Here is a 12,751-nt window from a genome sequence, read left to right on the forward strand (position 1 = left end):
GGCGAGTGGAAGCGCGCGGTGACCTGGACAGTCGGTGAGAAATCCCGGGACCTTCCTCAGTGGTCGATGCCGAGGCGGAAACGGAGGAGTACGCCGTCGAGGTGACCGGCGAATACCTCGGCCCGGCGCAGGTCTACTCCACGTCCGATGTGGGATGTACGTGTGGTGACCCCTTGGAGAATCGTGGCTACCTGGATTCACATCTACTACTCCGACGACCCCTTTGACGAGAACCCTCCACTGCAGGGGTCGTTCGACTATGACAAGGCGCTCCGCTTCGACGAAGCATCTGAGCCGGACAGCGATAGTCGTTGTGGCGCCGGTACCAACACTCCCGAGCTCATCAACAAGCAAAGTCTGCTGCGAACCGCCGGCGGCCGCTGGGTGTATGAGCACTTCCTGCAGCGACCCCCGAACGAGCCTGAGCTCACGTACTGGTTCGAGGATGACGACTATGCCGTGATCTGGCTGCAACACGCCAAAAGGCAGAACGTTGTCGAGCACTACTTTGGGAAGCCGAGAGTTCGGTGCCGACCAGTCGACATCCTGCCGAGGGCGACGCAGTCTACTTCAGGCCAGGTGCGGACATTTTGGCCAGAATCGATGCCTACGCCCATTCCCAGGGCTTGGGCCGTCTGGAAGTTCTTGACAAACTGCTGAACGGGGGACTGAACGCTGTCAAGGCAGAAGCTGAAGCCGACAGCTCCCATGGTTCTGCTACCCAGGGAGTGCAGCAGGAAAGGGTGGAGACTGTTGAGTGACGAACTCGAAGGCGTAGCGGTGAGGGCCGGGGTGGTCCGGGGAATGGTAGCGCCTGGGTACGAAGCCGTTGCCCGAGTGTTCGCGGAGTTGCTGGCTTCGAACTCCGATTACGCCGCGCAAGTCGCTGTTCACCGCCACGGGATCCGGGTTGTTGATCTCTGGTGTGGCGCAGGTATGGATTCGGACTCGCTGCTGCCGATCGCGTCGTGCACGAAGGGCTCGGCATACGTCTGCGCCGCTGTTCTCGCCCAGGCGGGGGAATTGGGCCTGGATCGCGCTGTCGCAGCGTACTGGCCTGCCTTCGCTGCCGAGGGTAAGGGGGACACAACGGTTCGCCAACTCCTGGCTCACCAAGCGGGGCTCGTCGGGGTAGACGGTGGGTTCCAGCTCGACGACCTTTACGACGATCGGGTTCTAGCTGCTCGTCTCGCGATGCAGCGTCCGTACTGGCGGCCGGGCATCGCGCACGGCTACCACGGTTTCACCATCGGCGCCATGGTCGGGGAACTGGTGTACCGGATGACCGGCCAGACTTTGCATGCCTTCTACGAAACGCGAATCCGAAGGCCCCGCGGCATTGACCTCTTCGTAGGGCTGCCGGAGGAGTTGGACCATCGCTTCGTGCCGCTGATCGCGCCGCCTGAACTCGGTTCCGACGACCGGGTGACCGCCGGAAGCCTGAGAGGCGTTGCCTCCACCGTGCCGATCGCCGATCGGATCCAGGTGCACAACAGTCGCGAGTTTCGTGCGGCCGGGCCGGCCTCGTCCGGCGGAACTGCCAGCGCCCGCGGTCTGGCTCTCCTTTATGCGAGCTGTCTAGGTTCGGTCGGCGTGCAGCCGCCCGTCATCACGAATAAAACCGCTGCTGAATGGGCGCAGATCCATTCCACGGGTCATGATCTCGTCATGGGCCGCCCCAGCCGGTTCGGCCTGGGCTTCCAACTACCAGACGAGGAGCGGCCCTACCTTTCCGCGCGCACGTTCGGGCATGACGGTGGAGGCGGCTGCTGGGGATTCGCCGATCCTAGAACCGGAACAGCATTCGGATACACCCGCCGCAACGTCGTTTCTGACGGTGACGAGGCCGGCTCATTGGCCCGGGTCGTGCAGGAGTGCGCTCTGAACACGAGCGAAGAATGAGCACCGCCCGGCAACGTGGCCGCGCACTGTCATCGGCGCGTCAGGAAGCCGGACCGTAAGAGTGCCGGCCACCGAGTGTGACGGCTGTGGCCAGTCGGGCGTGAGCTCGCTTTCGTGGTATGTCCGGAGGGTGAGCGGCAACTCGGTTGCGGCGTTGTCGGTGGGCGTGGCACGGTGCGGATCCTGACACCTTCTGGTTCGAGGCTTTGGTGACTATCTACTTCTACGGTGCCGACGAGGTTCCGTATGGCTGCTTCTCGAACTTCTCCGTGCATGGCTTCGACCTGGACGGCTGCTGGTGGCCTACGTCGGAGCACTACTTTCAGGCGCAGAAGTTCGCCGGTACCCGGCATGTCGATCTGATCCGGCGGGCGGCCACGCCGCTGCGGGCCGCGCAGTGGGGGCGTGATCGGTCGCGGCCGTTGCGGCGGGACTGGGACCGGGTCAAGGATGACGTGATGCGCCGGGCAGTCGCGGCCAAGTTCGTCGCTCATGCCGACATCCGTGCGGTTCTGCTGGGCACCGGTGACCAGGAGATCGTCGAAGACACTGACACGGATCATTACTGGGGACGCGGCCGGTCCGGGGTCGGCCGGAACATGCTCGGCCGGATCCTGATGCGTACCCGTAGCCGACTTCGTGCCGCCGGGTAGCCTGGGCCGCCGTGCTTTAGCCGCCACCCACCGCTCACGCCCGGCGGTCGCGGCACGGTCTTGAGCCGGGACCGCCGGGCGCGGTGGGGACGAGAAGCTATGTTCGGCGTACCAGAAATGATGGGTCAAGGGATGGTGACGACCACCTTGTCGGCGGCGCCGGGTGTTGCGGCCAAGGTCAACGCCTTTTCGACCTGGTCGTAGGGGAGGACGTCGCTGATGATCAGGGCGTACTTCTCCCAGTGTTCGATCAGGTCCTTGGTGACCTCGAAGATCTCGGTGGGGTAGCCCATCGCCAAGGCGATGGTGAGTTCGCTGGTCAGTAGGGGTCCGAAGTCGACGCTCACCGGCTTCTTGTGGACGGCGACGATGCTCAGGCGGGCACCGTGTTTGGCGGTGGCCAGGATCGTGTCGATGACGGCGGTGGCGCCGGCCGCGTCCAGGTACAGGTCGGTGGCCGGTTTGCCGTGGCGGCCGAAGTAGCGGGGGGCTTCGCCGTGCAGTTCGAGCAGGCGGGTGGCCACGTCCTCCTGGGATGAGTCGATCACCGCGTCGGCGCCGACCTTCAAGGCCTTGGCCAGGCGGTTGGGGACCACGTCGACGACCGTGACGTGGGCGGCGCCGCGCAGTTTCAGGCCGATCGCCGCGCCGAGGCCGATCGGGCCGGCACCGAAGACCACTGCTTTCTGGCCGGGTTTCGGTTCGAGGCGGTTGACGGCGTGGGTGGCCACGGCCATCGGCTCGTTGAGGGCGGCCACCTCGAACGGGATGTGATCCGGCACGGTGAGCAGGTGCTTGCCGATCTGGGCGCCGCGGATCAGCACGTATTCCGACAGGCCGCCCTGGGCACCGCCGCTGCCGATGATGCCGTCTTCGGCGGCCATCGGGTTGAGCACCACGTGATCGCCGACGGTCAGGCCGGTCACGTCGGCGCCCACCTCGGCGATCTCGCCGGCCGGTTCGTGGCCCAGCGGGGTGGCGCCCTGCCGGGGCGGGATGCCGCCGACCGAGATGTAGAGGCTGTCGGATCCGCATATGCCGGAGGCCCGCATGCGCACCAGGACGTCGGCGGGGCCGATCTCGGGGCGGGGCACTTCGACGATCGCGGTCTGGCCCGGTCCGGTCACCATCACTGTCTTCATGACCGCAGCTTAATCGATTTAGCGAGCGGATAGGGTATCGGGGTGTCCCGAACCCGCGTGACCCTCAAAGACGTCGCCGCAGCCAGCGGGGTGTCGGCGGCCACCGTGAGCTTCGTGCTCAACCGGGTGACCGGGCAGACCATCCCGGCCGCCACCCAGGAGCGGGTCCGCCGCGCCGCCGACGAACTGGGCTACGTGCCACACGGCAGCGCCCGCGCCCTGCGTGAGGGCAGCTCCCGCCTGGTGCTGCTGAACGCCGGGCGGCTGCCGGTCGCCGGGAGCCTGCGCAGTTTCATCGACGGACTCGACACCGAGTTGGCCGCGCACGGGCACACCCTGCTGGTACGGCACGGAACCGACACCGGCGCGCTGAAGGCCGCCGTCGACACCGCGAATCCGCGTGCCGTCCTCGACCTGGTGCGGCTCTACGCCGACGACGACCCGGACCGTCTCGACGGCGGCTGGATCGACGGGCTCGCCGCGCACACCGCGGCCCAGATCGAGTACCTGATCGAACGCGGTCACACCCGGATCGGCTTCGCCATGCCCACCGATCCGCGGCTGGCCCGGATCGCCCGGCTGCGGTTCCAGCAGGCCCGGGCGGTCGCGGATCACCGGGAGCTGACCGTTTTCGACATCGACGCGCCGGGGGACGTGACAGCGGTCGCCGCGTTCGACGACGACGTGGCGTTGCGGCTGCTCAGCGCGATGGCCGACCGGGGTCTGAGCGCGCCAGGTGACCTCGCGGTGATCGGTTTCGACGACACCGGGTACGGCGGGATGTGGCGGCCCGCGCTGACCACGGTGCGTATCGACGCCGCCGGGTACGGCCGCCGGGCCGCCCGGGCGGTGCTCGGCCTGCCGCTGGACACGGTGCTGCCGGAACCGTCCACCGTGGTCGTGCGCGCCAGCGCCTAGACTCCGCCGACCGCGAAGCCGACCGCGAAGCCGACCGCGAAGCCGACCGCGAAGCCGGAGTGAAACAGCGGATCAACCGCGTTGCGGATCCGTTGCCATCCACTGTGTCTCCGGGAGGCCAGGCTCCCGAAGCGCTACCGGGATGCACTTAGAGCGACCGGCAATAGGTTTCACCTGAGCCGGCGGGTGGTGGGTCTGGTGTCCCAGCGGTAGAGCGTGCGGGCTCGTTGGATGAGTTGACGGATCGTGACGATCGCGGCGGCGAGGTACAGGTAGAAGTCGATGATCTTGGCGTCGCGGTCGGTGCAACGGCGGATCTTGCCGAAGCCGTTCATCCACGAGTTCGTCCGCTCGACCACCCAGCGTTTGCCGATCTGGATCGGGGCGGGCACGCCCTTGCGGGCGATCTGCGCGTCGAAGCCGATCTCGTCGAGCAGTTCCCGGCTGCGTTTGCTGTCGTAACCACGATCCAGATGGGCGGTGACCTGCTCAGGCCAGTAGTAACGGAGCTGGGTGCTGCACGCTTCGAAGGTGTCCCGCAGCAGCGGCGAGTCGTGCCTGTTCGCCGGGGCCCCGACGATCCCGAGCGGGATCCCGTAGCCGTCCACACCGGTCGAGCGTTTCATCCCGCCTTTGCCACGGTCGACCGGAGACCGGCCGGCCCGGTCGCCGCCGCACGGCGCTTTCGTGATCGCGCCGTCGGCGCTGACGTCGGCCAGATCCAGGCCGATCATCCGGTCATAGGCATCCAGGGCCAGCTCATGGACCTGTTCACCGAGACCGGCAGCGGCCCACGCCTGCAGACGACGGCGGATGGTTCGGTCCGAACAGGCGGCCGACGCGACGCGTTCATAGCCGGAGCCGTGCACCAGAGCGGCGATGACATGCTCGAACACCACCCGGTCCGGGATCCGGCGGCGGTGGCAGCCCAGAGGATGCGACGGATCGAACTCGGGTCGTTCAGGCCACAGCGCGGCGAACTGGACCCAGACAGGTTCGAACAACGAAGATGGCAGCGCAGGCACGGGACTCCATCGGTCACGAAGCGTAGAGAACTCCGATGATCAATGGACCCGTGCCTGTTTGCTTCCTGCTGGTCCCGCCTGTCCGAATCTTGGACCTATCGCCGGACGCTCTTAGTAAAGATCTGTCGCCGGACCGGGGTCGAGCCGAAGAAGAGTCTGACGCTAGAACAGCCACCCGAAAGGCCTTCACTTCATGCGCAGTGCTGCCCGGCTCCGAGCGATCGCCCTGACCGCCGCAGTTCTGCTGAGCGGCCTGGCGATGCCGGCCACTCCCGCCCAGGCCGCCTCGGCGCCGACACTGACCGGCCGGCTGGCCGCGACCCGCTCGGCGAAGAGCCTCAACTACTACCCGTCGAACGCCGCCTGGTCGTCGATGTGGAACAACTTCGACGCCAAGCGCATCGATGCCGACCTGGCCAAGGTCGCCGGGCTCGGTGCCGACAACGTGCGGGTCATCGTCTTCCCGCAGGCGTTCGGGTACCCCACGCCGAAAGCCAAGTACGCCGGCCGCCTCGAAACCTTCATCACCGCCGCCGACAAGCACGGGATGACCGTCAAGATCACCCTGTTCGACTGGTGGGACGGCTACACCGACGCCACCAACAGCATCAACTGGGCCAAGACCGTGATCGCGCCGTACGACGACGACCCCCGCGTGATCGCCGTCGAACTGAAGAACGAGTTCCAGCCCGACGACACCGCCGCCGTCACCTGGGTCCGCAAGCTGATCCCGGCGATCCGCGCCGCCGCCCCCACCATGCCGCTGACCCTGTCGGTCGACGGCGGCACCGGCGCCCCCGGCATGGCGAAGATCAAGAAGTCGCTGCCGCCGCTCGACTACTACGACTTCCACTTCTACGGCAGTTCCGAGCGGGCGCTCACCGAGATCCGCCGCGCCCAGGAAGCGGTCGCCCCCGCCCCCGTCGTCATCGGCGAGACCGGCCTGAGCAGCGACTCCGACAGTGAGGGCGAGCAGGCCGCCTACCTGGCCCGGGTGTTCCGCGCGGCCCGCGGGGCCGGTGTCGGCTCGGTGTCGCCGTGGACGTTCACCGACTTCTCCGACGGGGCCATCCCCAGCCACTCGCAGGTCTCCGGAAAGCCCGCCCAGTACAAGTTCGGCCTGCACCGCACCGACGGCACCCCCAAGGTCGCCGCGTCCGTCGTGCGTACCGCCTGGACCACCGGCGCCACCCCGAACACCGTGCTCAACCTAGGTTTCGAAGCTCCCGTCGGCGAGTCACCGTGGCGGGACAACCTGTCGCGGGCCGGCGAAGCCACGATGGCCACCGACGCGGCCCGCACCGGCAAGTACTCGGCCCGCTTCAGCAACACCAACCGCACCTCCGCGGGCCTGCCGTCCCTGGTCATCTCCCCGATCACCCCCGTGCAGCCCGGCCACCGCTGGCGCGCCGAGGCCTTCGCCCGCGGCGCGAACGCCACCGGCACCACCGAGATCACCTTGAGCTGGTTCGACGGCAACGGCAAGTGGATCGGCCAGCACACCTCCAACCGCCTGCCGTCCGGCAACAGCAGCTGGACCAAGCTGTTCGTCGACGCGGTAGCTCCCACCGGCGCCGCCGGAGTCCAGCTGCACCTGAAGTCCGGCGACAACAAGGGCACCGTCTGGTTCGACGACGTGGCCATCTCCTGACCGCTGGCCACGGCGAAACCCCGAGAACCCACCACGATTTTGTACGCCGAACGCCGCTACTCGCCCCCACCACGCAAGGCGGTCCCGGCGCAAGACCGACCCGCGACCGCCGGGCGTGAGCGGCGGGCGACGGTTATGGCACGCCGGTCACCTGACCAGCGAGTCCTGCATGCCCGGCACTCTCGGTGAGGTGGGGCATCAGGTAGCTCGCAACCGCGGTGAGCCGTCGGAGGCGACGAAATTGCCGTCGGCGGCCAGCTCGAGCCACGCGTCGATCGATTCGGCGATCTCGGTGGTGCCGCTGGCGTCCGCCACGCCGGTCAGACGCCAGCGGCTGCCCAGATAGCTGACACTGACGACGCCAGGTGAGGCAGGTGGCAGCGACGCGACAGCGCGCGGGCCTGGCTCGTCCCGATGGGCTCCAGCGACCCCAAAGGGGTCGCCGTTGCGAGGTGAGGTTCGGCCTACCGGCGAGATCCGGCGGTCTCTCTCGCTGGAAGATGCGTTGTCGACGCACAGCCGTATGGGCTGTCCTACTGACGGGCGAGTGTTGCGACCAGTGGGGATACGTCTGCGACCAGCACGTCGCCGGATGGAACGGGCCGATTTACCGCCTTGCTTGCATGTACCACGGTTCGCCCATCGTCGTCGTTACCGCGGTTTCGTTGCTGGAATGAGCGACCCTTTCGCGAGCGCGCGCATCTGTCGCTGAGCATGCCCGTAGCAACCTGAACTACTACATGTGTCCGGCCATCGCCGTGATCGTGAGCCCGGCCGGTGCCTGGATCTGCTTCTCGCACCCAGCCGCTGTCGAACGCCGTCTCTTCCTGACTTGCTTAACCTGCGTCGGTCGGGGGATAACGGTTTACCTCGATGTAAGGAGCAGTTGATGGAATATCGCACTCTTGGCGGTACCGGCACGATCGTCTCGACCTTTTGTCTGGGCACGATGACGTTCGGCAACGAAAGCAGCGAGGAGGTGTCACACGCACAGCTCGACCGCTTCGTCGAGGCCGGCGGCAACTTCATCGACACCGCCGACGTGTACTCACACGGCGTGTCCGAGGAGGTCATCGGCCGCTGGCTCGCCGCCCGGCTCGGCGCGCGCGACCGGCTCGTCATCGCCACCAAGGGCCGCTTCCCCATGGGTGACGACCCGAACTCGGCCGGGCTGACCCGTGTGCACCTGTCCCACGCGCTCGACGCGAGCCTGCGGCGACTCGGCGTCGATACCATCGACCTCTATCAGGCGCACGCCTGGGACCCGCTGACCCCGATCGAGGAGACACTGGCGTTCTTTGACGGCGCGGTCCGCGCCGGCAAGATCAGGTACGTGGGGGTCAGCAACTTCCTCGGCTGGCAGCTGCAGAAAGCGGCGACGATCACCCAGTTCCGCGGGCTGGCCCCGATCGTCACCCTGCAGCCGCAGTACAACCTGCTGGCACGGGAGATCGAGTTCGAGCTCGTCGACGTGTGCCGCAACGAGAACATCGGCATCCTGCCCTGGTCACCGCTGGGCGGAGGCTGGCTCACCGGCAAGTACCAGCGCGACAGCACGCCCACCGGTGCCAGCCGCCTCGGCGAGGACCCGGGCCGCGGCATGGAGGCGTACGGCCCGCGCAACTCCGACACCCGCACCTGGCGCATCCTCGACGCGGTCCGGCAGGTGGCCGAGGCGCACGGCGTGTCGATGTCGCAAGTGTCGCTCTCCTGGCTCGCCGACCGGCCGGCCGTCACCTCGGTGATCCTCGGTGCTCGCACCGTCGAGCAGCTTGAGGACAACCTCGGCGCCGCGGGCCTGCACCTGCCGCAGAAGGAGACCGAGCTGCTCACGGAGGCCAGCACCCCCGTGGTCGGCGAATACCCGTACGGTCAGCAAGGTACCGCCCAGCGCGATCGCAGGATCTGACAGCTCGGGGGAGCAGACGGCGTCGGGGTGCCTGCCGGGGCCGTCTGGAGCCGCCTGCCTCTGCGGGCGGCTTCGCCGGGCCTATCGGCGCAAGCACGGCCGGGTCAGCAGGCGCTTGCCGAACCGGCACGGACAGCGGTGGACCTTTCGAGATCCAGCCACGGCGGCCTCCCACGGCAACAGAGCTCGCCTCGCTGGTCGGTGGCGTCGAGCCTGACCCATCGATGCTGCGACGGCTCGCGCCCGCCCTTGACCTGCAGTCGGCCCAGGTTTCCTGTCGGAGACCCGGTCATGTGCTTGGTCGGCCTCGTCCAGCGCCCGCTGCGCTGCCGCAGTGGCCGACTCGACGTCGGCAGCCGCCACGTCCACCTCATCGGTGATGAACACCGGCCCGCCGTGCTCCGCCTGTCTGTCGGCGAGGTCGTGTTGACGGCGGGCAGCGATCCCCGGCAGCACGTCGAGCGAGGGCTTCTGGGATGCGTGAACTCGACGTCGTGGCGCTGCGCCAGGGGTGCCACGCGCTGGACACCCTGTTGCCCGTCGTGGAAGGCGGCCGCACATCGGCATCCGTGGGGTCAACGTCGTCTGGCCTGCCGGCGTCGGGTCCGGCTGCTCGGTGATCTCGGCTTGCGCGGGCGGATCGTCCGTTCCGGCTCGGGTTCCTCGCGCAGCTTCCGCCGTAAGTATCGGAAGACCCCCAGCGACAGCAGCAGTCCTGCCCCGAACCGCCCGACGACGCCGGCCAGATTGTTGACGGCCCACTCCTTTGCCGCCACCGAGTCGGGATCGTCCGGGACGACCATGACAGGCACACTGTCACCGACCTTGGGGTCGCCGACGACTCGGGTGGTTCGGGCGACCCGAGTGCCTCCCTCCATGGGGAACACCAGACGGTAGGTGGGTGGCGAATCCTTCTGCGGCCCGTACCGGATCTCGGAGACGACAGCCACGGTCTCGGTACCGACGAGCCGTAGCCTCACGTTCCGATAGCCGTCAACGGCCGCCGATCCGAACAGCATCAGGATCATGGAACATATCGCGCAAATGATCGCCCAGATTCTCCACGGTTCCACATCGGCAGGATGGCATCCGCCGTCAATGGAGGACCGTGAGGCATGCAGGCCTTACAGCGTCGGCGGTGGAATCACCGATCACCGCGATTCGCAGCTCGTACAACGTCGCCTCGATGCCGGTACTCCTGGCCCGCATGTCCGGAGGGGCAGACACGTCTCGTGCAAACCTCCGCCGACCGGCTGGCCCGGCATGGCCATCCTTCCCGAGCTGATCGGCCCATGTCACCCAGGCACGTCTCCGCCAGCGGCCGGTGAGTGATATTTCGCCCTTCGTGCTGCCGGCCTCCATCCCACGCTCGCCGATCGGTTTCCGCTGGGAGCCGCCCGAAGCCTTCAAGGATAAGGCCGCGCTGGCTGCTCGGCGGCCTCGCTGACGGTGGGTCGGTCTCGGTGTCCAACCGTGTCCAACATTGCGGATCGGAGCTGGACCATGGCCCGACAATGAGGGTCTCCCTTCGGTACGCACCACGGTCTCCGGCCTACCGATTGGCTCTCACTCTGGCCGGTCGGGCGACCGTACTGCAGGGGGTGCCGCAGTGGTGACCGGCCATCGTCTGCAATGGGGAGAAACCGCGATGTTCAACCGATTCCGGAAGGCGAAGCCCGAACCCGACGAGGCCGACCCACACCTACTGATGGCCCTTGGCGTACAGGCCCTCCAGAATGGGGAGAAGGGACTGGCGGTCCAGTTGCTGACCGGGGCCGCAGCCACCACCGATCCGACCCTGCTCAGCGACATCGGCTGCCTGCTGTTGGAATGCGGCCGCCGGGACAACGTCTACACGGCCTTCCGCCGGGGCGCCGACCAAGGCGGGGCTGCGGCCATGCACAACCTGGGTGTGTTGTACAAGCAGGACGACCTCCTCGACGAGGCCGAGCGGTGGTGGCGGGCCGCCTGCGAGCACGGCAACACCGAGAGCCACAACAGCCTGGCGAACCTTCTACGGCTTCGGGGCGATCCGGCCGGAGCTCTGCGGCACTACCGGCTCGGGGCCGAGGCCGGATCACCCGACGCGATGGCCAACATGGTCCTGACGCTGGTCGCCGCGGGTGATCGGCGCGTTGAACCACGATCACGCGGAGCGGTGTTTCCGGACCGCTCTCGCCGGGACAATTTTCCGCGGTGGTTCGGCGTCCGCCGACTTGGCGAACAGAACGGTATGGACACGCTGGTGTCGGCCTGGCGTTCGATCACCGGCGAACGCCTGCCGCTCGCCGTCCGGTTGGATGTCCGCTACCGGACGGCGAAGGGGTGGCCGGCCGAGCCGATCACGGCGCGACAGACATGGAACGTACTGCGCGCGCGACTCCGGGCGCCGCCGGTAGGACCGCGGTGACGAGGTGTCAGGACCGCTACCTCGTGCACGCGGCGGTTGGTTGACGGTTCCCGTACCGCAGCTCAGGGACCGACGGCAGGTCGTCCGGCCCTGGCGACCTCCTCACGGTTGCGCCTACGTTTCGGTCGAACGGCCGCGGGCGGCTTGCGGCGCCCCGGGGCGAAGCACTCGCCGGGAGGCTCACATGGACGCTCCGTCAGGACCTGGCTTCCGGATCGGCAATCGCGGCGGGCCTCACCCTTCGGACATCTCGAGCGGGAGGGTACGCGCCCGGCTACGGTCGGCGTGGGCGATGAGTGGACTCGTGGTGGTTCTGAACAGCGCAGCCGCCGCGGCCGGGCTTCTCGTCGACGGCCTCTACCCTGACTCGGCGGTAGCCGCGGCGGCCTTCCGCGGCAACGATCTGGCCGTCGTGCTCGTTGGCATGCCGGCGTTGACACTCGCTGTCATCGGCGCCATGCGCGGCTCGTTGCGAGCGCATCTGGTCTGGATCGGGATGCTCGCCTACACGATCTACAACCTCGCCTACTACGTCTTCGGCGCGCAGTTCAACGACCTGTTCCTGCTCCACGTGGCCGCATTCATCTCGTCCGTGTTCGCGTTCGGGCTGGCGCTGGTGTCTCTCGACGTCACCTCGGTCGGCGAGCGGTCCGCTCCTCGGGTGCCGGTGCGGTGGATCAGCGTCCTGCTGGTGCTTCCGGCAGCGGCGATCGTGGTGCTGTACAGCGTGTCGTCGGTGCGGTTCGCGATCACCGGGCAACAACCGTCCGACGTGCTGCCCATGCCGCCGGAACGGGTGCACCTCGCCTACGCGCTCGACCTCACCCTCCTCGTGCCCGCGGTCACGGTGGCAGCGGTTCAACTTTGGCGGCGTACGGCCTGGGGCTATGCCCTCGGCACCGCGGCGTGTCTGGCCGTCGGCGTCTACCAGCTCAACTACATCATTCAGAAGACCTTCGTCGCAGGAGCGGGTGTCGCGGGCGTGACGCCGTCCGATCCGCGCGATCTGCCGGTCCCTGCGGTACTGCTCACGTCGGCCGCAGTGTTGCTGCTGGGTCTCCGCAAGGCGCAAACCAGGTCGGCCCCGGACTCGACCGGTGCGACGGAAATGTCCGGCACCTGAACCTCGCGACCGTCGGTC

The 12,751-nt window shown here is 67.7% G+C and carries 11 protein-coding genes; 8 read left to right on the forward strand and 3 right to left on the reverse strand.

The annotated features are described in order from the left end of the window. Positions 1-183 precede the first annotated feature (183 nt). The 3 genes from BLU81_RS05055 (at position 184) to BLU81_RS05065 (ending at position 2,555) form a co-directional block, all read left to right on the forward strand. Positions 184-660: a hypothetical protein gene (locus BLU81_RS05055; protein WP_157751261.1), complete on the forward strand. Its 477-nt coding sequence runs from the start codon at positions 184-186 to the stop codon at positions 658-660. Positions 661-753: 93 nt separating this feature from the next. Next, the gene (locus BLU81_RS05060) at positions 754-1,902 is read left to right on the forward strand and encodes a serine hydrolase domain-containing protein (protein WP_197686122.1); all 1,149 of its coding nucleotides are present in this window, start codon (positions 754-756) and stop codon (positions 1,900-1,902) included. Between the two features lie 209 nt (positions 1,903-2,111). Next, positions 2,112-2,555 carry an NADAR family protein gene (locus tag BLU81_RS05065; RefSeq protein ID WP_092542066.1) on the forward strand — a complete coding sequence of 148 codons (444 nt, stop codon included), beginning with the start codon at positions 2,112-2,114 and terminating at the stop codon, positions 2,553-2,555. Between the two features lie 125 nt (positions 2,556-2,680). Here BLU81_RS05065 and BLU81_RS05070 read toward each other — a convergent pair whose 3' ends face one another. Continuing rightward, on the reverse strand, positions 2,681-3,697 hold the full coding sequence (locus tag BLU81_RS05070) for a zinc-dependent alcohol dehydrogenase (RefSeq protein WP_092542068.1): 1,017 nt from the start codon (positions 3,695-3,697) through the stop codon (positions 2,681-2,683). Positions 3,698-3,739: 42 nt separating this feature from the next. On the opposite strand from BLU81_RS05070, the gene BLU81_RS05075 reads away from it, so the two are divergent. After that, entirely contained in the window at positions 3,740-4,615 is an 876-nt protein-coding gene (locus tag BLU81_RS05075; protein WP_092542070.1) for a LacI family DNA-binding transcriptional regulator, read from the forward strand. Positions 4,616-4,785: 170 nt separating this feature from the next. On the opposite strand, the gene BLU81_RS05080 is transcribed toward BLU81_RS05075, so the two are convergent. Next, positions 4,786-5,640: an IS5 family transposase gene (locus tag BLU81_RS05080; RefSeq protein WP_092542072.1), complete on the reverse strand. Its 855-nt coding sequence runs from the start codon at positions 5,638-5,640 to the stop codon at positions 4,786-4,788. A gap of 193 nt (positions 5,641-5,833) precedes the next feature. Here BLU81_RS05080 and BLU81_RS05085 point away from each other — a divergent pair, with 193 nt between their 5' ends. Together BLU81_RS05085 and BLU81_RS05090 are read left to right on the forward strand one after the other, a co-directional pair. Further along, positions 5,834-7,291, forward strand: coding sequence for a cellulase family glycosylhydrolase (locus BLU81_RS05085; RefSeq protein ID WP_092542074.1), 1,458 nt, complete (start codon positions 5,834-5,836; stop codon positions 7,289-7,291). An 889-nt stretch (positions 7,292-8,180) separates the two neighbouring features. Further along, entirely contained in the window at positions 8,181-9,200 is a 1,020-nt protein-coding gene (locus BLU81_RS05090; RefSeq protein WP_092542076.1) for an aldo/keto reductase, read from the forward strand. A gap of 575 nt (positions 9,201-9,775) precedes the next feature. Here BLU81_RS05090 and BLU81_RS05095 read toward each other — a convergent pair. Next, complete coding sequence (locus tag BLU81_RS05095) at positions 9,776-10,228, reverse strand: hypothetical protein (protein ID WP_092542078.1); 453 nt, start codon at positions 10,226-10,228, stop codon at positions 9,776-9,778. A gap of 620 nt (positions 10,229-10,848) precedes the next feature. On the opposite strand from BLU81_RS05095, the gene BLU81_RS05100 reads away from it, so the two are divergent. Continuing rightward, positions 10,849-11,610, forward strand: coding sequence for an SEL1-like repeat protein (locus BLU81_RS05100; RefSeq protein WP_092542080.1), 762 nt, complete (start codon positions 10,849-10,851; stop codon positions 11,608-11,610). A 292-nt stretch (positions 11,611-11,902) separates the two neighbouring features. Next, positions 11,903-12,733 carry a hypothetical protein gene (locus tag BLU81_RS05105; protein ID WP_092542082.1) on the forward strand — a complete coding sequence of 277 codons (831 nt, stop codon included), beginning with the start codon at positions 11,903-11,905 and terminating at the stop codon, positions 12,731-12,733. Positions 12,734-12,751 lie beyond the last annotated feature (18 nt).

It is taken from the genome of Actinoplanes derwentensis (assembly GCF_900104725.1).
Taxonomy (GTDB): Bacteria; Actinomycetota; Actinomycetes; order Mycobacteriales; family Micromonosporaceae; genus Actinoplanes; species Actinoplanes derwentensis.